General features: G+C 68.0%; 19 protein-coding genes. 12 read left to right on the top strand and 7 right to left on the bottom strand.

The window, feature by feature from the left end:
* Window positions 1–21: 21 nt before the first annotated feature.
* Window positions 22–999: an NAD(P)-dependent oxidoreductase gene (locus IM776_RS14070; protein ID WP_194420703.1), complete on the bottom strand. Its 978-nt coding sequence runs from the start codon at window positions 997–999 to the stop codon at window positions 22–24.
* Window positions 999–2,594, bottom strand: coding sequence for a xylulokinase (xylB, locus tag IM776_RS14065; RefSeq protein WP_194420702.1), 1,596 nt, complete (start codon window positions 2,592–2,594; stop codon window positions 999–1,001). Before xylB ends, IM776_RS14070 begins: the two co-directional genes overlap by 1 nt.
* A gap of 99 nt (window positions 2,595–2,693) precedes the next feature.
* Here xylB and IM776_RS14060 point away from each other — a divergent pair, with 99 nt between their 5' ends.
* The gene (locus IM776_RS14060) at window positions 2,694–3,299 is read left to right on the top strand and encodes a glucose-6-phosphate isomerase family protein (RefSeq protein WP_194420701.1); all 606 of its coding nucleotides are present in this window, start codon (window positions 2,694–2,696) and stop codon (window positions 3,297–3,299) included.
* A 116-nt stretch (window positions 3,300–3,415) separates the two neighbouring features.
* On the opposite strand, the gene IM776_RS14055 is transcribed toward IM776_RS14060, so the two are convergent.
* Window positions 3,416–3,946 carry a CGNR zinc finger domain-containing protein gene (locus IM776_RS14055; protein ID WP_194420700.1) on the bottom strand — a complete coding sequence of 177 codons (531 nt, stop codon included), beginning with the start codon at window positions 3,944–3,946 and terminating at the stop codon, window positions 3,416–3,418.
* A gap of 38 nt (window positions 3,947–3,984) precedes the next feature.
* Here IM776_RS14055 and IM776_RS14050 point away from each other — a divergent pair, with 38 nt between their 5' ends.
* From IM776_RS14050 to IM776_RS14025, 6 genes are all read left to right on the top strand, one after another.
* The gene (locus IM776_RS14050) at window positions 3,985–5,040 is read left to right on the top strand and encodes an EamA family transporter (RefSeq protein ID WP_194420699.1); all 1,056 of its coding nucleotides are present in this window, start codon (window positions 3,985–3,987) and stop codon (window positions 5,038–5,040) included.
* 13 nt (window positions 5,041–5,053) lie between these two features.
* Window positions 5,054–5,419, top strand: a complete 366-nt coding sequence (locus tag IM776_RS14045; protein WP_194420698.1) for a VOC family protein — start codon at window positions 5,054–5,056, stop codon at window positions 5,417–5,419.
* 77 nt (window positions 5,420–5,496) lie between these two features.
* Window positions 5,497–6,162: a GntR family transcriptional regulator gene (locus IM776_RS14040; protein ID WP_194420697.1), complete on the top strand. Its 666-nt coding sequence runs from the start codon at window positions 5,497–5,499 to the stop codon at window positions 6,160–6,162.
* On the top strand, window positions 6,159–7,676 hold the full coding sequence (locus IM776_RS14035; RefSeq protein ID WP_194420696.1) for an MmgE/PrpD family protein: 1,518 nt from the start codon (window positions 6,159–6,161) through the stop codon (window positions 7,674–7,676). The genes IM776_RS14040 and IM776_RS14035 overlap by 4 nt, the downstream gene beginning before the upstream one ends.
* Window positions 7,676–8,578, top strand: coding sequence for a methylisocitrate lyase (prpB, locus tag IM776_RS14030; protein ID WP_194420695.1), 903 nt, complete (start codon window positions 7,676–7,678; stop codon window positions 8,576–8,578). Before IM776_RS14035 ends, prpB begins: the two co-directional genes overlap by 1 nt.
* A gap of 3 nt (window positions 8,579–8,581) precedes the next feature.
* The gene (locus tag IM776_RS14025) at window positions 8,582–9,772 is read left to right on the top strand and encodes a bifunctional 2-methylcitrate synthase/citrate synthase (protein ID WP_194420694.1); all 1,191 of its coding nucleotides are present in this window, start codon (window positions 8,582–8,584) and stop codon (window positions 9,770–9,772) included.
* Window positions 9,773–9,790: 18 nt separating this feature from the next.
* On the opposite strand, the gene IM776_RS14020 is transcribed toward IM776_RS14025, so the two are convergent.
* The gene (locus IM776_RS14020; protein WP_194420693.1) at window positions 9,791–10,945 is read right to left on the bottom strand and encodes an AI-2E family transporter; all 1,155 of its coding nucleotides are present in this window, start codon (window positions 10,943–10,945) and stop codon (window positions 9,791–9,793) included.
* 224 nt (window positions 10,946–11,169) lie between these two features.
* On the opposite strand from IM776_RS14020, the gene IM776_RS14015 reads away from it, so the two are divergent.
* The 5 genes from IM776_RS14015 to IM776_RS13995 all read left to right on the top strand — a co-directional run bounded on the left by IM776_RS14015 (window position 11,170) and on the right by IM776_RS13995 (window position 16,935).
* The gene (locus tag IM776_RS14015; protein WP_194420692.1) at window positions 11,170–12,264 is read left to right on the top strand and encodes a ScyD/ScyE family protein; all 1,095 of its coding nucleotides are present in this window, start codon (window positions 11,170–11,172) and stop codon (window positions 12,262–12,264) included.
* Between the two features lie 279 nt (window positions 12,265–12,543).
* Window positions 12,544–14,046 (top strand): CoA-acylating methylmalonate-semialdehyde dehydrogenase, encoded by a 1,503-nt coding sequence (locus IM776_RS14010; protein ID WP_194420691.1) that lies wholly within the window; start codon window positions 12,544–12,546, stop codon window positions 14,044–14,046.
* Window positions 14,047–14,054: 8 nt separating this feature from the next.
* Window positions 14,055–15,233, top strand: a complete 1,179-nt coding sequence (locus IM776_RS14005; protein WP_194420690.1) for an acyl-CoA dehydrogenase family protein — start codon at window positions 14,055–14,057, stop codon at window positions 15,231–15,233.
* Complete coding sequence (gene mmsB, locus IM776_RS14000) at window positions 15,230–16,117, top strand: 3-hydroxyisobutyrate dehydrogenase (protein ID WP_194420689.1); 888 nt, start codon at window positions 15,230–15,232, stop codon at window positions 16,115–16,117. Before IM776_RS14005 ends, mmsB begins: the two co-directional genes overlap by 4 nt.
* Window positions 16,118–16,158: 41 nt before the next feature.
* Window positions 16,159–16,935 (top strand): enoyl-CoA hydratase, encoded by a 777-nt coding sequence (locus tag IM776_RS13995; protein ID WP_194420688.1) that lies wholly within the window; start codon window positions 16,159–16,161, stop codon window positions 16,933–16,935.
* A gap of 100 nt (window positions 16,936–17,035) precedes the next feature.
* Here IM776_RS13995 and IM776_RS13990 read toward each other — a convergent pair whose 3' ends face one another.
* The 3 genes from IM776_RS13990 to IM776_RS13980 are packed head-to-tail and all read right to left on the bottom strand — an operon-like array spanning window position 17,036 to window position 18,498.
* The gene (locus IM776_RS13990) at window positions 17,036–17,479 is read right to left on the bottom strand and encodes a YdeI/OmpD-associated family protein (protein ID WP_194420687.1); all 444 of its coding nucleotides are present in this window, start codon (window positions 17,477–17,479) and stop codon (window positions 17,036–17,038) included.
* A gap of 10 nt (window positions 17,480–17,489) precedes the next feature.
* Entirely contained in the window at window positions 17,490–17,948 is a 459-nt protein-coding gene (locus tag IM776_RS13985; RefSeq protein WP_194420686.1) for an SRPBCC family protein, read from the bottom strand.
* 13 nt (window positions 17,949–17,961) lie between these two features.
* Window positions 17,962–18,498, bottom strand: coding sequence for a MarR family winged helix-turn-helix transcriptional regulator (locus IM776_RS13980; RefSeq protein ID WP_194420685.1), 537 nt, complete (start codon window positions 18,496–18,498; stop codon window positions 17,962–17,964).
* Between the last annotated feature and the right edge of the window lie 117 nt (window positions 18,499–18,615).

Raw genomic sequence — 18,615 nt, 5'->3', positions numbered from 1 at the left:
TTCGGGTCGCGAATATCGTCGCTATGACGCCGGCTTTGCGGCGTTCTCTGCGACCTGAACGGGATGAGCGGGCTCGCGGCCGGCGAGGACGGCGAGCACGTCGTCGAGCGACATCGAGCCCATGTTGTCGACGGCCTGCGTGGTCTGTGCACCCAGGTGCGGGGTGACGATCACGTGCTCGGCGAGCTCCGCGGCGAGGAGGGGACTGGCGGATGCCGCGGTGTCGCCGTCGAGCGTGTCGGCGGCGTAGCCGGCGAGGATGCGGTCGCGCAGTGCGTGGGCGACCGCCCATTCGTCGATGAGATCGGGCCGGGCGGTGTTGACGATGATTGTTCCGGGCGGGATGCCGTCGAGCCGGTCGGCGTCGACGAGCCGTTGCCCGCCCGGAGCGTGCAGGGTGATGAGGTCGGCGGTGCGGAACAGCTCGTCGAGCTCGACGGGCTCGGCGCCCAGCTCGCGGATGCGCTCGGCGGTGAGGAAGGGGTCGGCGGCGAGGATGCGCGGGCCGAAGCCGTCGAGGCGCTTCGCGACGCCCTGGCCGATGCGACCGAAACCGACGATTCCGACGGTGGCGGCGCCGAGTTCCCGCCCGCGTCGGACGCTCCAGTCGCCGTCGCGCACGCGCCGGTCGCCGTCCGGGATGAGGCGGAGCGCGGCGAGCATGAGGCCGACGGCGTGGTCGGCGACGGCATCGGCGTTGGCACCGGGTGTGTTCGTGACGAGGATGCCGCGGGTCGCTGCAGCGTCGAGATCCACCGCCTCGGTGCCGACGCCGTAGCGGGCGACGATCTTGAGGTTCGGTGCAGCATCCAGGTGCGCGGCGGTGACGGGGCCGGTGCCTGCGATCCAGGCGTCCGCCTTCGCGAGCAGCGGCGCCAGCTCGTGGAGCTCGTGGTGCGCGGGGCCGCGGACGATCTCGTGTCCCGCATCCGCCGCTCGGGCGACGAGGTCGAGGTCGCCGTCCGAGAACGATCGGCTGGTGGCGAGGATGATGCCCATCAGCGGTCATCTCCCGGCTCGGCGGAGAAACTCTGGGGGCCGGATGCACGGATGTCGGACGCATCCGGCGAATCGGTCCGACCTGTGTCGGGTCGGCCCCCGGACTGTGCGGGTCCGGACGCGAACCATGGCGCCAGGGCGTCGTACGCGGCGGTGAAGCGGGCATGGCGCTCGGCGTGGATGCCGTGGCGACCGGCATCCGGGGTGAACTCCGCCGTCACCTCGCTAAGGGCGCGGGCGGCCGAGAAGTCGGCGAGCCCGAGGCCGACGGCGCCGGTGACCGCAGCGCCGAGGCTGTTCGCCTCTTCGACGATCGTGCGCCGGCGCACGGGCACGCCCCAGACGTCGGCGAGGACCTGCAGCAGCGCGTCGCTCTGCGCTCCGCCGCCGACAGCATCGATCCGGTCGATCGTCGCGCCGGACTCGCGGAACGCGTGGATGCTGGTGAGCAGGTTGTACCCGATGCTCTCGAGCACCGCGCGGACGAGATGGTGGCGGGTGTGATGGCGGCCGATGCCGACGAAGGCGCCGCGGGCGTTCGGATCCCAGATGGGAGACCGTTCGCCGAGCAGATACGGGAGGAAGTAGAGGTCCTCGGTATCGAGGTCGCCGCCGGCCTCCGACGTGAGTCGCGCAGTCTCGGGTTTCGCCGGATCGGCGGAGAGCGCCTCGGAGATCCACTGGATCGAGGCGCCACCGGCCTGCATCGTCGCCGTCGGTACGAACGACCCGGGCACGACGTTGTCGAATGTGAACGTGCGAAGGCCTTTGTCGATCAGGGGGGTGTCGCTCGCGAACGAGATCCATGAGGAGGTGCCCAGGCACACGTAAGCGCCGTCCTCCGGCGCGACGATGCCGGATCCGACGGCGGCCATCGGCCCGTCGCCGCCGCCCATCACGACGCGCACTGCGGTCGTCAGGCCCAGGGCTTCGGCGGCGGCATCCGTCAGCGTGCCGGCGATCGCCGTCGAATCGAGGATCTCGGGAAAGAGCGTGCGGTTGAGGCGGGCGGCCTGCAGAACCTCGTCGGACCAGTCGCCGGTGCGCTGATCGTAGGCGTTCGTGCCGGAGGCGTCGGAGCGGTCGGTCGCGAGGCGCCCGGTGAGGCCGAGGACGATGTAGTCCTTCGCGACGCAGAAGCGCCGGACGCGGGCCCAGACGTCGGGCTCGTTGTCGCGCACCCACATGACCTTCTCGACGGAGTAGGTGGGGTTCAACCGGTGGCCGAGCAGTTCGTACGCGTGTTCGGCGCCGAGCACGCCCTCGAGCTCGCGCTGCTGCGCGCCGGCGCGCGTGTCGGCCCAGATGATCGCCGGGCGCACCGGGACGCCATCGCCGTCGAGCAGCACGGCGCCCATCATCTGGCCGCTGACCACGAGGCCTTGCACATCGGCGGGCGCTGTGCCGGTGCGAGAGAGGAGGTCGCGGGTGGCTGACACCACGGCGTTCCACCAGTCCTGGGGATCCTGCTCGGCGATGCCGCCGGCGGCGAAGTGCGCCGGATAGCCGACGGTCGTGGAGGCGACCGGACGGCCGTCGTCGTGGTGCAGCGAGGCCTTGTTCCCGGTGGTGCCGAGGTCGTGGGCGATGATCACAGTTCGTGCCTGCTTCGATGGTTGCGGTTCCGGATCGTGCTGTTTTGGAGTATACCTGTAATTACAAGTCCTGTAGTTACAAGTAGTAGGAGATCCATCGTGAGCACCCCACCCGCCGTCGACATCCCCACCCTTCTGGAGATCTCGCCGCAGGGCGGCATCGAGGGGCGCTCGCGTCGCTATGAGAAGTTCCTCGGCGACATGGACGGCGTGTACCGCGACGACAAGGCCTGGCAGGATGCCGTCGGCGAATACGGAACGGACGACCTGGTCTACTGGGTTGACGACCACCGCTACCAGGAGGGGCCCGGTGCGCTGATCGTCGGCACGAGCACGCTGCTGCCCGGCCGGTACGGCGAGGAGTTCGCCGTCACGCGCGGGCACCTGCACGCCGTGGCCGATCGTGCCGAGCTGTACTACTGCCTGAGCGGGCGCGGCGTGATGCTGCTGGAGACCCTCGATGGGCAGACGTCTGCGATCGAGCTCACCCCCGGCAAGGCCGTCGACGTGCCGGGGCACTGGATCCACCGCAGCGTCAACGTGGGCGACGAGCCGTTCGTCACGCTGTTCTGCTACGCCGCGGATGCCGGGCAGGACTACGGCGTGATCGCCGAGGCCGGTGGCATGAAGAACCTCGTCGTCGCGGACGGGGACGGCTGGGCGCTGAAGCCGAACCCCGACCACACGGGGTACCGCGCGGGCTGAACCCATGTCCAGGTGAGGTGAACCAACCCATGTCCAGGTCGCACTTTCCGTCGGTATGACGCGTGCAGAGCGGCCGTATTCGCGACCTGAACGCGCTTGAACCCGGCGCGCGTCCGTCAGCGCTGTCGCGCGCGGTATGCGGCGACGGCGTTACGGTTCGTGCAGGCCGTGGAGCAGTAGCGGCGCGACCGGTTGCGGGAGAGGTCGAGTACGACGCCCTCGCAGTCCGCGTCGGCGCACACGGTGAGTCGGCTGCCCTCGTCGGCCCGGACGACGTCGAGAAGCGCCATGGCGGTCTCGGCGAGGATGCGCTCGGCGAGCGGGCGGTCGTCGGCGACCGCATGCAGGTGCCAGTCGGCGCCGTCGTGGCGGACGACGTGCGCGTCGAAGGTCACATCGCGCAGCGCCTCGTTGATGCCGTCGACCATGCCGTCGCGCGGTGCGAGCAGCATCTGGCGCAGGCGCCGGCGCAGGGCTCGCAGGGCTGCCAGTTCGTCGGCGTCGCGGTCGATGCGGCCTGTGTAGGGGAACGCCGCGAGGAACGCCTCGAAGTCGTCGGGTGACGCGAGCGTGTCCGGTTCCTCGGCGCTGTTGACGAGGTGCGCCGCGGCGCGCAGCGCCTCAACAGTGTCATCGGTGAACAGCATGTTGACACCTTACACGCAGGTGACTAGCGTCATTCATCATGAGCGCCTTGGCAGATGACACGCGTGTGCGATCGCGCCTGCGGCTCGGCATTCCTCTCGCGATCGGGGCGGCATTCGCGTTCGGGATGTCGGGCGCCTGGGCTCGCGGGCTCATCGATGCGGGCTGGACGCCGGGCGCGGCGGTCACTGTGCGGATCTGGGTGGCGGCGCTCGTGCTGCTCGTGCCGACTCTCGTCGCGCTGCGCGGACGCTGGGGCGTGCTGCGCCGCAACCTAGGCGTCATCGCCGCCTACGGACTGCTCGCCGTGACGGCCACGCAGCTGTTCTACTTCCAGGCCGTCGCCGTGATGGATGTGGGACTCGCCCTCCTCATCGAGTACACCGCTCCGATCGCCGTCGTGCTGTGGCTCTGGATGCGGCGGGGCGAGAAGCCCACTGGGCGCAGCATCCTCGGCGCCGTGATCGCGTTCGCCGGTCTCGTGCTCATGCTCGACGTCCTCTCGGGTCGCAGCGTCGATGTCGGCGGCATCCTCTGGGCGTTCGGCGCCATGGTCGGGGCTGCGGCGTACTTCATCCTGTCGGGTAAGCGCGACACGGGACTCCCGCCGCTCGTGCTGGCGGGTTCTGGTCTTCTCGTCGGTGCGGCGGGTCTCACGGTCGCCGGTCTGGTCGGCGTCCTCCCGATGGCGTGGAACACGGATGATGTCACGTATCGATTCGGAACCGTGCCGTGGTTCGTGCCGGTGCTGGCGATCGGGATCATCGCCACGGCACTGGCGTACGTGCTCGGGATCGCGTCCACGCGCCTGCTCGGCTCGCGGCTGGCCTCGTTCATCGCGCTCGCCGAGGTCGTCGCGGCGCTGCTGTTCGGATGGTTGCTGCTCGGGCAGCTGCCGAACCTGCTGCAGGGCATCGGCGCGGCGCTCGTGCTCGCGGGCGTCGTCGTCGTGAAACTCGGCGAGCCCGCGGCATCCATGTCGGGGGATCCCGTCCTGGCGCCGCCGGGTGAACAGTCCGCGGATGCCCTTGAAGACGGCGCCTCATCGGACGAAGCTGGCCGTGCCGGTGCCCGCACGGGGCCGGACCACCCGTAGGAGAGGAGCCGACATGGCACACGGCGACATCACACACATCGACATCCCGGTCGCGGACATGGAGGCGGCGAAGGCCTTCTACTCCGGACTGTTCGGATGGCAGATCGCCGAGGTGCCCGGGTACGAGGGGTACCCGATGTGGCAGGCGCCGAACAAGGTCAGCGGCGGTGGCCTCGCCCCACGCAGCGCCGACTTCAGCCAGCCGCGCTCGTACGTCGAGGTGGACTCGATCGACGAGACCATCGCGAAGGCGGTCGAGGCCGGAGCGACCGTGCTGCTGGAGAAACAGCCGATCAGCGAGACGAGCTGGTGGGCGGCGATCGCTGACCCCGACGGCAACTCGATCGGGCTGTACGAGAGCGCGACGCACGCGAGCTGAGCGGCTCGCTGTATACGTTCCCGGCTCCAGCGTGACTCCGTGTGCCCCACGGTGCGATTTGTGTATACACTAGCCGTGTGAGCACCACCGTCGAGCGCACCAGAGCGAGTGATCGCGCATACGCGACCCTGCTGGAGGAGATTCAGTCCGGCGCACTCGCGCCGGGCACCGTCCTCGCCGAGGTCGAGCAGGCCGCCCGTCTCGGCGTGAGCCGCACACCTCTTCGCGAGGCGCTCCAGCAGCTGAGCGCCGACGGCCTCGTCGAGCAGCAGTCCCCGCGCGTCACGGTGGTCACCGGCATCGACGCCGACGACATCCGCTCCCTGTTCGAGATCCGCCGCGCGCTCGAGGAGTCCGCCGCGCGGCTCGCGGCCGAACGCGGAGATGCCGCGCTGTTCGGGGCCCTGGCATCCGAATTCGCGGCTACCGGAGCATCCCTCGATGCCGCCACCGGACGCGAGGACTACTACGCGCTCATCGCCCGGTTCGACGCCGCCGTCGACGCCGCCGTCGACAACGACTACATCTCCGCGGCACTGCGCACGGTCCGCACGCACCTCGTGCGGGTGCGACGCATGGCGCGCGACAATCGCGAACGGCTTGCGGCATCCGTCGCCGAGCACCGGCTCATCGCCGAGGCTCTCGCCGAACGCGACGGCGACCTCGCCGCACACGCCACGCACGTGCACTTGCGCAATGCGCTCACCAGCATCCTCGATTCCATTAGGGAAGGGCAGTCATGACCGTCAACCACCACGTCCGCGTCTACAAGAGCGAAGAGGACCTGCCCCGCCGGGAGCAGCTGGCCTGGAAGATCGCCGAGGTCGCCACCGACGCCGTCGAGGTCGAGCAGGACGTCGTCGACATGATCATCAACCGCATCATCGACAACGCGTCGGTGGCCGCAGCATCCCTCACGCGCGGCCCGATCATCGCCGCCCGCGACCAGGCGTTCAGCCACCCGGTCTCAACCGGCGGCGAGGGCGCGAACGTTTTCGGCGCCCCGCTCGAGCAGCGCACCAGCCCCGAGTGGGCGGCCTGGGCCAACGGTGTGGCCGTGCGCGAGCTCGACTATCACGACACGTTCCTCGCCGCCGAGTACTCGCACCCCGGCGACAACATCCCGCCGATCCTCGCAGTCGCACAGCACACCGGCAGTGACGGACGCGCGCTCGTCCGCGGGCTCGCGACCGGGTACGAGATCCAGGTCGACCTCGTGAAGGCGATCTGCCTGCACAAGCACAAGATCGACCACGTCGCGCACCTCGGCCCGTCGGCCGCGGCCGGCATCGGAACTCTGCTCGGCCTCGATGCCGAGACGATCTACCAAGCCGTCAGTCAGGCACTGCACACCACGACCGCCACTCGCCAGAGCCGCAAGGGCGAGATCTCGACGTGGAAGGCGCACGCCCCCGCATTCGCGGGAAAGATGGCCGTCGAGGCCGTCGACCGCGCCATGCGCGGCCAGACCAGTCCGTCGCCCATCTACGAAGGCGAGGACGGCGTCATCGCCTGGATGCTGGACGGCAAGGATGCCGCGTACGAGGTGCCGCTTCCCGCTGCAGGTGAGCCGAAGCGTGCGATTCTCGACTCGTACACGAAGGAGCACTCGGCCGAGTACCAGGCGCAGGCCTGGATCGACCTGGCGCGGAAGCTGCACAATGAAGGCGTCGACACGGCTTCGATCGAATCGGTGGTTCTGCACACCAGCCACCACACGCACTACGTGATCGGCTCGGGGGCGAACGACCCGCAGAAGTACGACCCGACAGCGTCGCGCGAGACGCTCGACCACTCGATCCCGTACATCTTCACCGTCGCGCTGCAGGACGGTACCTGGCATCACGTCGACTCCTACGCGCCTGAGCGGGCTTCGCGCGCCGACACCGTCGAACTGTGGAACAGGGTCACCACGCGTGAGGATGCCGAGTGGACCCGTCGCTATCACTCGAACGACATCAGCGAGAAGGCGTTCGGCGGTCGCGTGGAGATCACGTTCAAGGACGGCACGACGCTCGTCGACGAGATCGCCGTGGCGGATGCGCACCCGCTGGGCGCGCGTCCGTTCGCCCGTGAGAACTACATCAACAAGTTCCGGCTGCTGGCCGAGCCGGTGCTCGCACCGGAGGAGATCGAGCGGTTCCTCTCTCTGGTGCAGCGCCTGCCCGAGCTCACGGCCGCTGAGGTCGCGGAACTGTCGATCATCGCGAAGCCGGGTGTCGTGGCATCCGACCCCGCCACCCAGGGGCTGTTCTGATGCTGTACTCGCACACCCCGCCCGCCGAGAAGCGGCGGCTGTTCCGGGAGCGTCTCGCGACCGGCGAGCTGCTGCGGTTCCCCGGCGCGTTCAACCCGCTGTCGGCGCGGCTGATCGAGCAGAAAGGGTTCGAGGGCGTCTACATCTCGGGCGCCGTGCTCTCCGCCGACCTCGGGTTGCCCGACATCGGGCTGACGACGCTCACGGAGGTCGCCGGCCGCGGTCAGCAGATCGCGCGCATGACCGAGCTGCCGGCGATCATCGACGCCGACACCGGGTTCGGCGAGCCGATGAACGTGGCGCGCACGATCCAGACGCTCGAGGATGCCGGGCTCGCCGGCGCCCACATCGAAGACCAGATCAACCCGAAGCGCTGCGGTCACCTCGACGGCAAGGCCGTCGTCGATTCCGACACGGCGGTCAAGCGCATCCGTGCCGCCGTCGACGCGCGGCGCGACGACAACTTCCTGATCATGGCGCGCACGGATATCGCCGCAGTCGACGGTCTCGAGGCGGCGAAAGACCGTGCCAAGGCGCTGGTGGATGCCGGTGCCGACGCGATCTTCCCCGAGGCGATGCGGTCGCTCGAGGAGTTCGCCGCGGTGCGGGACGCCGTGGACGTGCCGATCCTGGCGAACATGACCGAGTTTGGGAAATCGGACCTGTTCTCGGTGGATCAGCTGCGCGATGTAGGCGTGAACATCGTGATCTGGCCGGTATCCATGCTGCGCATCGCGATGGGCGCGACCGGGCGTGCGCTCGATACGCTCTTGGATGAGGGGCACTTGACCTCGAAGCTCGGTGAGATGCAGCACCGCGCCGACCTCTACGACCTGATCGACTACGAGTCGTACAACCACTTCGACTCCGGCGTCTTCAACTTCACCATCACGAAGGAGTGAACCATGGCTGACAACGAGATCAAGAAGGGCCTCGCAGGGGTCGTCGCGGATGAGACGGCGGTCAGCAAGGTCAATCCCGAGACGAACAGCCTGCTCTATCGCGGGTACCCCGTGCAGGAGCTCGCATCGACGCAGTCGTTCGAGGCGGTCGCGTACCTGCTCTGGCATGGTGAGCTGCCGACTTCCGCGGAGTTGGAGGCTTTCCGCGCGACGGAGCGTCAGCACCGTGCGCTCGCGCCCGAGGTGAAGGACGCCATCGATCGTCTGCCGATCGACTCGCACCCGATGGACGAGGTGCGCACCGCGGTCAGCGTGATCGGCGCCATCGAGACGGCCGGTATCAGCAACGTGCTGGATGCCGTCGGCACTCCCGAGGAGAACCTCGAGCGCAGCCTCAAGCTGTTCGCCGCGCTTCCTGCGATCGTCGCGTACGGCCAGCGTCGTCGCCGCGGACAGGATGCTGTCGAGCCGCGCGACGATCTCGACTACGCCGCGAACTTCCTGTGGCTGACGTTCGGTGAGGAGCCGGATGCTGTCGTCGTGGATGCCTTCAACCGGTCGATGATCCTGTACGCGGAGCACTCGTTCAACGCATCCACGTTCACGGCTCGTGTGATCACCTCGACGCTGAGTGACCTGTACTCGGCTGTCGTCGGCGCCATCGGTGCGCTGAAGGGCCCGCTGCACGGCGGGGCCAATGAGGCTGTCATGCACATCTTCGATGAGATCGGCTCGGCGTCCGAGGTCTCGGGCTGGCTCGACACCGCGCTCGCCGAGAAGCGCAAGATCATGGGCTTCGGCCACCGCGTCTACAAGCGCGGCGACTCGCGGGTGCCGACGATGAAGGCAGCGCTCGACACCCTCGTCGAGCACTACGATCGTCCGGATGTCGCCGAGCTGTACGACAAGCTCGAGAGCGAGTTCGTCGGGCGGAAGGGCATCTACCCGAACCTCGACTACCCGTCGGGGCCGGCGTACAACCTCATCGGCTACGACACCCTGACGTTCACGCCGCTGTTCGTCGCAGCGCGGATCACCGGCTGGACCGCGCACATCCTGGAGCAGCAGGCGTCGAACGCGCTTATCCGTCCGCTGTCCGCGTACAACGGCGTGGACGAGCGGCATATCGAGGAGTACGAGCCGGACACGGCTGCGATCGACGTGCAGGAGCGACCGGAAGAGGCCGCGGGCTAGTGCGGGAGCGCTGCGTGCTCAGTTGCTCGCAGGCTGTTTCGGCCGAGCCCATCGTGCGGGAAGCTGCGGTCCGTCCCAGACCTTGATCACTCCCCACAAGGCGGCGGTGATCGGCACGGCGAGAACTGCCCCCACGATTCCGCCGAGAACTGTTCCGACGGTCAGGGCGACGAGAATGACGAACGCGTGCAGCCTCATCGATCGTCCCATGAGGAAGGGTTGCAGAAAGTTGCCCTCGAGTTGATTGACGAGTATGACGATGCCGACCACGATGAGGGCGTTCACCCAGCCGTTGGCCACCAGTGCGACGAGCGCGGCGAGGATTCCGGCGACGGTCGCACCAACGATCGGGATGAACGCGAGGAGGAAGACCAGAACAGCGAGAGGGATGGCGAGGGGAACTTGCAAGATGAGCAGGCCGATGAGGATCCCCACGGCGTCCACGGCGGCTACGGTCGCGGTGCCGCGCACGTAGGAGCCGAGGGTGCTCACGGTCTTGTCACCGACGCGACGGGCTCGGACGTAGCTCTGACCGTGAAACGGGCGCAGCAGGAACTCCCACATCTGCGGTCCGTCCTTCAGGAAGAAGAACAGGACGGTAACCATCAGCACGAGGCCGGTGACGAAGCTGGCGACGGCGCTGACGCCGGCGATGGCACCTGAGCCGAACTGGGCGCTGGTCAGGAATCCGACGAGCGTGTCGATCCATTCGTCGATCTGATCCGGCTGGAGGAAATCGAACGGCAGAGTCTGCAGCCATGCGAGTAGATGCTGGAAGCCTTCTTCCGCCTGGGAGTACAGCTCGTCCCACTGGTCGAGAACGGCCCACACGATCAACCAGCCGAGTGCCCCCATGATCACCACGATCCCGAGAAGCGTGATCATCGTCGCCAGCAGCGACGGCACCCCGCGTTGCCGCATCCAGCTCATCACCGGATTGAATGCGCAGGACAGGATCAGCGCGATCATGAGCGGGATCGTGACGAGCGTGAGTTGCTGAAACGCGAAGATGATCGCGACTGCGACGATGACCACGACGATGATCTGGATCGATCGAATGCTGAGTCTGCCGAAGCTATCGGTCCAGAGGCTCCACGGCGCCCGAGTTGCTTTCAGCACGACATCCTGCGACTCGAGTCGTACTCGCTGAGGATCCTTCCGGAACAGTCCCATGCGCCTCAGGCTAACCCGACATCACGGCATTCGCGGAGATCGACGGCCGCTACGGGCTGCAGACCATGTGCGAGGCGGACGCCGGGGCGACGACTCCGGTCCGCCCAGAAGGGGGACGAGTCGGCTAAAGACGGGGCGAATCCCCGATTGCACCCGCCATGCTCCGGGAGAGAATCCGGATGGGTCGTCGCTGAGGACGGCTCGTACCCAGATCGGAGACAGGTATGCGCAGCACTCGAACGGTCCTCGCGGCGGCGGCTGCCGCAGCGTTGGCCCTCTCTCTCCCGGCGGCCGCGTCGGCAGCATCCGCACCGCCGCCCCCACAGGAATGGTCGACGCAGCTCGGCGCGCCGTTCAGCATCGCCCTCGACGGCACGCGCGTGTACGTCGCAGACGGTGCGACCGGCACCATCGGCCAGTTGCAGCCCGACGGACAGATCGCCCCGGTCGTCGAGGGCATCCCCGGGCTCACCGGACTGGCGATCCGCGGCGCGTCGATGGCATGGGGATCCTCGGTCGAGGACGGCTCCACCGAACCGCCGGTGATCCTGGAGAGCGGGCTGAACATCCGAGGCCCCAAGGGCACGACGGTCTACGCCGATCTGCATGCCTACGAGGTTGCGAACAACCCTGACGCCGCGAGCACCTACGGCATCACCGATCCGAACCCGTGCGTCGTCGAGGCGACAGGTGGTGCTCCGCTCAGCTATACCGGCCTGGTCGACGCGCACGCGTACAACGTCGCGTCGTGGAAGGGCGAGTGGCTGGTCGCCGACGCGGGCGCCAACACCGTGATGAGGGTGACGGATTCGGGCCGGATAAGCACGCTGGCCGTGCTGCCGCCGGTGCCGGTGACGCTCACGGCCGAGACCGCTGGAATGCTCGGCCTCCCCGCGTGCGCGGCTGGTGACACCTATTACGTGGAACCGGTGCCTACCGGCATCACTGTCGGCAGCGGCAACACGATCTACGTCACGACGCTGCCGGGATTTCCGGGCGAGAGCGCCTCGCAGGGCGCATTGTGGCAGGTCGACGCCTCCAGCGGAACGGTCACACAGCTCGTATCCGGACTGTCCGGTCCGACGAGCGCAGCGGTCAAGGGCAAAGACGTCTACGTCGCTGAGCTGTTCGGCGCCGGCGTGACCAAGGTCACCGACGGCGCTGCGTCGCCGTACGCCGCACTCAACGGGGCGCTCTCAGTGGCGGTCGCATCCAATGGCACCGTATGGGCGGCGACGATGGACCTCACCGGCGGACCGGGGACGATCGTCAGTATCGCCAAGGGCAAGGTGCACGTGAACGGCAACATCGTCCGCTGAATCGACACCGCACAAGATAAGACCCCCGCCGACCCGATTCGGCGGGGGTCTTTTCGGGAGCCATGCTCACCGATGCGCGGAAAGCTTCTGACTACCCGATCCGGTCTGAGTCGCTCCGCGCAAGAGAAGTTGTACGCGTTGAAAGTGTCCGGGCGGTGAACGCGCGCGGAACAACGGGAAGGGGTGCTTTCCCGTAATTGCAAGGACACCCTAGTAAATCTCTGGGATGCCGAGTAATCTGGACATCACGCCAATGATGGCGTGAAGGGACAGCACAAAATGACTCGCACAATCCCACATTTCATAGGCGGATCGCTCATCGCTCCGGATGCCGGACGCTTCAGCGATGTGCTCGATCCGAGCACCGGCGCCGTGCAGGCTCGCGTGCCGCTGGCCTCGGCCGACGAAGTCCGCCGCGTGATCGGCAACGCCGAGGCGGCGCAACCCGCGTGGGCGGCGACCAACCCGCAGAAGCGCGCCCGCGTGCTGCTGCGCTTCCTCGATCTCGTGAACCGCGAGATGGCGTCGATCGCGAAGCTCCTCTCCAGCGAGCACGGCAAGACGCTCGAGGACGCGAAGGGCGACATCCAGCGCGGCCTCGAGGTGATCGAGTTCGCTGCCGGCGCCCCGCACCTGCTCAAGGGCGAATACTCCACCGAGGCCGGCACCGGCATCGACGTCTACTCGATGCGACAGCCGCTCGGCGTCGTCGCCGGGATCACGCCGTTCAACTTCCCGGCCATGATCCCGCTGTGGAAGGCCGGTCCGGCCATCGCCGCGGGGAACGCATTCGTCCTCAAGCCCAGCGAGCGCGATCCCTCGGTTCCCGTGCGTCTCGCCGAGCTGTTCCTCGAGGCCGGGCTCCCCGCCGGCATCTTCAACGTCGTGCACGGCGACAAGGAGGCCGTCGACACGCTGCTCACCGACGACCGGATCAAGGCCATCGGCTTCGTCGGCTCGACGCCGATCGCGGAGTACATCTACACGACCGCGACAGCGCACGGTAAGCGCGCGCAGTGCTTCGGCGGCGCGAAGAACCACATGATCGTGATGCCCGACGCAGACCTCGACCAGGTCGCCGACGCGCTCATCGGGTCCGGTTACGGCTCGGCCGGCGAGCGCTGCATGGCGATCTCCGTCGCCGTCCCGGTCGGGAAGGACACCGCCGACGCGCTCGCCGCGAAGCTCACCGAGCGCGTGCAGCACCTGCGCGTCGGGCCTTCGCTCGCAGACGGCATCGACTACGGCCCGCTCGTCAGCCGCGCGGCCGTCGAGCGCGTCGAGGGCTACATCCAACAGGGCGTGGATGCCGGCGCCACCCTGCTCGCCGACGGTCGCGGATTCTCCGTCGAAGGACATGAGGAGGGCTTCTATCTCGGCCCGACACTGTTCGACGACGTCACCACCGACATGTCGATCTACCGCGAGGAGGTCTTCGGACCGGTGCTCGTCATCGCCAGGGCGAACGATTACGAGCAGGCGCTGGCGATGGCATCCGATCATGAACTCGGAAACGGCGTGGCGATCTTCACGCGCGACGGAGACGCCGCGCGTGACTTCACCGCCCGGGTGAACGTCGGCATGGTCGGCGTCAACGTGCCGATTCCGGTGCCGATCGCCTACTTCACTTTCGGCGGCTGGAAGAAGTCCGGCTTCGGTGACCTCAACCAGCACGGCGCCGACGCCTTTCGCTTCTACACCAAGACCAAGACGGTGACGAGCCGCTGGCCCGCGCACGGCGTGCGCGAGGGCGCCAGCTTCGTCATCCCGACCATGCACTAGGAGCTGCGATGACCACTGTCACGACAGTTGATGAGCGCGAGGCGATCCTCGGCGCCGTCCGCGAGTATGCCGAGACCGAACTCGCCCCGTACGCCTCGGAGCGCGACGAGAAGCACATCTTCCCGCGCGACGCGCTGCAGCGCGGCGGCGACCTCGGGCTCGGAGGCATCTACGTCGGCGAGGAGTTCGGCGGTACAGGGCTCAGCCGCACGGACACCGTCGCGATCTTCGAGGAGCTCGCCAAGGGGGATCCAGCGGTCGCCGCCTTCATCTCGATCCACAACATGGTGGTGTGGATGATCGACAGCTACGGTGACGAGACTCAGCGCGGCGAGTGGCTGCCGCAGCTCACCGCCATGTCGGAGTTCGGCAGCTATTGTCTGACCGAGCCGGGTGCCGGTTCCGACGCGGCGGCCCTCGCGACGCGGGCAGTCCGTGATGGAGACGAGTACGAGATCAGCGGTGTGAAGCAGTTCATTTCCGGCGCGGGCGAGTCGGGCGTGTACATCGTCATGGCGCGCACCGGCGACGCCGGCAGCGGTGCGAGCGGCATCAGCGCCTTCCTCGTCCCCGCGGCTGCCCCGGGCCTGAGCTTCGGCGCCCTCGAGAAGAAGATGGGCTGGCACGCACAGCCGACGCGTCAGGTGATCCTCGACGGCGTCCGGGTGCCGGCATCCGCCATGCTCGGCGACGAAGGACGCGGTTTCGCGATCGCGATGTCCGCCCTCAACGGCGGGCGTCTGAACATCGCCGCCTGTTCGCTCGGCGGGGCTCAATGGGCGCTCGACCGCGCCGTGCAGTACGTGCACGAGCGCATCGCGTTCGGCGAGCCTCTCGCCGAGAAGCAGTCGATCCTCTTCCAGATCGCCGACATGCGCACCGATCTCCAGGCCGCGCGCCTCATGGTTCGAGACGGGGCGCAGGCGGTCGACGAGCACGCTCCGGATGCCACGATGCGCTGCGCGATGGCCAAGCGCTTCGCGACGGATGCCGGGTTCGACGTCGCCAATCGCGCTCTGCAGCTGCACGGTGGCTACGGCTACCTGCAGGACTACGGGATCGAGAGGGTGGTGCGCGATCTGCGCGTCCATCAGATCTTGGAGGGGACGAACGAGATCATGCGACTCATCGTCGGACGCGAGATGCTGCGTCCCTCAGGATCCGCCACCATGAGGAGGGCATCATGACGCGCATCGCATTCCTCGGCCTCGGCCATATGGGGCTGCCGATGGCCAGGAATCTCGTCGTTGCGGGCCACGAGGTGCGGGGCTTTGATCCGGTTCCGGCTGCGATCGAGGCGGCCCGCGCGGCCGGCATCCCGATCGCGTCGAGCGGGGCGGATGCTGCAGCCGACGCGGACGTCGTCATCACGATGTTCCCCGCCGGCAGGCACGTTCTCGACGCGTACCAGGGCGGGCTGCTCGCAGCGGCGCGCCCCGGCACCCTGTTCATCGAGTCATCCACGATCGCCGTCGATGAAGCGCAGACCGCGCATGCACTGGCTGTCGAGGCCGGGCATCGCAACATCGATGCGCCGGTCTCTGGCGGTGTCGTCGGGGCCGAGAACGGCACACTCGCGTTCATGGTCGGCGGGGCGGATGACGACTTCGCCGCGGCCCTCCCGCTGCTCGAGGTGATGGGCAAGCGCATCGTGCACTGCGGCGGGCCAGGGCTCGGGCAGGCCGCGAAGGTCTGCAACAACATGGTGCTCGCGGTGTCGCAGATCGCGGTCGCCGAGGCGTTCGTGCTCGGGGAGCGGCTCGGGCTCGAGCATCAGGCCCTGTTCGACGTCGTCTCACAGGCGTCTGGGCAGTGCTGGTCTCTGACGACCAACTGCCCGGTGCCGGGGCCGGTGCCGACGAGTCCTGCGAATCGCGACTACCAGCCCGGGTTCGCCGGTGCGCTCATGGCGAAGGACCTCGGTCTCGCGCTGCAGGCGATCGAGCAGACCTCTACAGACGCGAAGATGGGCCGGCTCGCGCAGGAGCTGTACGCGGCCTTCGCCGCTGGCGACGGCGCCGGTCGCGACTTCTCCGGCATCATCACCGACATCCGCGATGGGAACGTCTGACCGGCTTCGGGCAGACTGTACCCGGACGTGAGGAGTCATAGATGACCGAGTACGAGACCATCCTTGTCGAGCAGCGCGGACGCGTCGGCTGGATCACCCTGAATCGCCCGCAGGCGCTGAACGCACTGAACGGACAGGTCGCCGACGAAGTCACCGCGGCCGCGGTCGCTTTCGACGCCGATGACGGCATCGGCGCGATCGTCATCACGGGTTCCGAGAAGGCGTTCGCCGCCGGGGCTGACATCAAGGAGATGGAGGGCATGTCGGCATCCGACATGCTCGCCACCGATCACTTCGGGGCCTGGAGCGATTTCGCCGCGGTGCGCACACCGGTCATCGCGGCCGTCTCCGGCTTCGCGCTCGGTGGCGGGTGCGAGCTGGCGATGATGTGCGATGTCATCCTCGCCGCCGACACCGCGAAGTTCGGTCAGCCCGAGATCAACCTCGGTGTCATCCCGGGCATGGGCGGCACGCAGCGTCTCATCCGCGCGATCGGGTATTACAAGGCTGCCGAACTCATACTCTCCGGCCGCATGATGGGCGCCGAGGAGGCGGAGCGTGCCGGGCTCGTATCGCGAGTGGTGCCGGCATCCGATCTGCTCGACGAGGCGACGAAGCTCGCCGAGACGATCGCGTCGAAGGGACTGCCGAGCCTGTACGCGGCGAAGGCTGCGCTGGATGCCGCCATGGAGACGACCCTCGCTGAGGGGCTCGCCCACGAGAAGCAGGCGTTCGCCGGCCTCTTCGACACGGCGGACCAGAAGGAGGGCATGTCGGCCTTCCGCGAGAAGCGGGCACCGAACTTCACGAACCGGTAGGTGTCGTCTCGGGCGGATGGCTGGCGGCTGAACGGGTGGCTGGCGGATCGACGACGTTCGCCAGCCATCCGTGCATGTCTCCAGCCGTCCGTGCAGCCGATCAACCGCGCAGGGCGGCGAGAACCTTCTCGAGCCGCCGGTCCCGCGTCTCGTCCTGCTTCGCCTCTGCGATCTGCCGGGCCATCTCTTTGCGCTTGGACGGCGCGAGATTCTCGAATGCCGCGCGAACGGCGGGATCGGCATCCAGTGCCTCGGCCAGCGCAGGCGGAATCTCGATCACGCGCTCGTCCGCGTCGACGCGGATCGTCACCTCGACCTGCTCGCCGGACTCCACCCCCGCCTCGGCGCGGGCCGCCTTGCTGAATCCGATCAGATTCTGGCCGCCCATGCGGGACAGGCGGAGGCGTATGCTGCGGTCACCGAAGTCGACGACCACCGGAAACGCTTTGCCTGCGCCGAGCTCGGCGACCTGCTCATCGGTGAGGACGATCGCCGCCGCCGGGCCGCGGCCTTCGAGTGTGGTGGTGAGATGCAATTCGGGCATAGCGATCAGATTACGCGCGTCGACCCTCGACCGAAACGGCCATAACGCGGTTGCGTTCTTCGATCAGCCGGCGCAGGTACTCGCGCATGAAGAGCCGGTCGACGAGCGCGCCGAGCGGCCCGAACGGCGAGTGGAACGTGATGGTATCCCGCATGAGCGTGCCGTCAGGATGCTCGAGGAAGACATGATCGTGATGGAAGGCGCCGAATGGACCCCTGATCTGTCGATCGGAGAACCGGTACGGCGGATCGATGCTGAACACCATCGAGGTCAGGCGGAACGTGATGCCGAAATGGCGCGCGCGCCACGTGACCGTCGAGCCCTCGGTGAAGACGCCGCCCTCGGGGCCGTCCACCATCGTCTCGCCGTAGCGCGCCATCGACTCGACGTGGAGCGCGGGATCGATGGAAGCCGCGAACACCTCGGCGGGCGCGGCCCGGATCACGCGCTCGAGCGTGAACTCTGGCATCAGGAGGGCACGATCAGAGCGGGTCCGGCTGTGGACGCGGCTCGGTGAAGTCCCCGGCATCCCGGCGCAGCCGGGCGACGATCCCGACGAGACCGGTGGTGTCCTCTGCACTCATGCCCGGGGCGCTGAACACCTGACTGTTGAGCGCCGCTGTGGCGCGCTCGACGAGATCCCGACCGGCGTCGGTGAGGCTGAGCATGGCGGCACGACCATCGTGAGGATGCGGCTCGCGCAGGATCAACCCATCGCGCACCAGACGCTCCGCCGTGCTTGTGACGGTCGTGGCGTGCACCTGCAGGCGCGCGACCACGCTCGACAGCGGGAGGCTGCCCGATCGGCTGAACGCGAGCAGCCGCAGCATCTCGTACCTCGCGAACGAAAGCGCGAAGGGCTTCAGCGCAGCATCCACCCGGGCGAGAAGAAGCTGCTGTGCGCGCATGACGGAGACGACGGCGGTCATGCCGTCGGCGGCATCCGTCCACCCGTGCGCGAGCCACTGCCGCTTGGCCTCGGCCAGCGGATCGATCGGGAGAGGACGGGGACGTGGCACGGTCTCTACGGTATCGGGTGCCCGGGCGGCGTGCGTCCTATTTTCTGGAAGCGCTTGCAGTCAGCGACAGGATGCTGCTAGCTTCACTCCCACAGCAGCCGGTCACGTCGTCGTGCC

It is taken from the genome of Microbacterium abyssi (assembly GCF_015277895.1).
In the GTDB taxonomy this organism is placed as follows: domain Bacteria; phylum Actinomycetota; class Actinomycetes; order Actinomycetales; family Microbacteriaceae; genus Microbacterium; species Microbacterium abyssi.
This window is presented reverse-complemented; position numbering and strand designations above follow the sequence as displayed.

Coding starts and splice junctions, on each gene's coding strand:
- IM776_RS14010 (WP_194420691.1), top strand. CDS start 12,544: ATGACTCGCACAATCCCACATTTCATAGGCGGATCGCTCATCGCTCCG.
- prpB (WP_194420695.1), top strand. CDS start 7,676: ATGCTGTACTCGCACACCCCGCCCGCCGAGAAGCGGCGGCTGTTCCGG.
- IM776_RS14005 (WP_194420690.1), top strand. CDS start 14,055: ATGACCACTGTCACGACAGTTGATGAGCGCGAGGCGATCCTCGGCGCC.
- IM776_RS13990 (WP_194420687.1), bottom strand. CDS start 17,479: ATGCCCGAATTGCATCTCACCACCACACTCGAAGGCCGCGGCCCGGCG.
- IM776_RS14035 (WP_194420696.1), top strand. CDS start 6,159: ATGACCGTCAACCACCACGTCCGCGTCTACAAGAGCGAAGAGGACCTG.
- IM776_RS14045 (WP_194420698.1), top strand. CDS start 5,054: ATGGCACACGGCGACATCACACACATCGACATCCCGGTCGCGGACATG.
- IM776_RS13995 (WP_194420688.1), top strand. CDS start 16,159: ATGACCGAGTACGAGACCATCCTTGTCGAGCAGCGCGGACGCGTCGGC.
- IM776_RS14015 (WP_194420692.1), top strand. CDS start 11,170: ATGCGCAGCACTCGAACGGTCCTCGCGGCGGCGGCTGCCGCAGCGTTG.
- IM776_RS14070 (WP_194420703.1), bottom strand. CDS start 999: ATGGGCATCATCCTCGCCACCAGCCGATCGTTCTCGGACGGCGACCTC.
- IM776_RS14055 (WP_194420700.1), bottom strand. CDS start 3,946: ATGCTGTTCACCGATGACACTGTTGAGGCGCTGCGCGCCGCGGCGCAC.
- IM776_RS13985 (WP_194420686.1), bottom strand. CDS start 17,948: ATGCCAGAGTTCACGCTCGAGCGCGTGATCCGGGCCGCGCCCGCCGAG.
- mmsB (WP_194420689.1), top strand. CDS start 15,230: ATGACGCGCATCGCATTCCTCGGCCTCGGCCATATGGGGCTGCCGATG.
- IM776_RS14050 (WP_194420699.1), top strand. CDS start 3,985: ATGAGCGCCTTGGCAGATGACACGCGTGTGCGATCGCGCCTGCGGCTC.
- IM776_RS14025 (WP_194420694.1), top strand. CDS start 8,582: ATGGCTGACAACGAGATCAAGAAGGGCCTCGCAGGGGTCGTCGCGGAT.
- IM776_RS14020 (WP_194420693.1), bottom strand. CDS start 10,945: ATGGGACTGTTCCGGAAGGATCCTCAGCGAGTACGACTCGAGTCGCAG.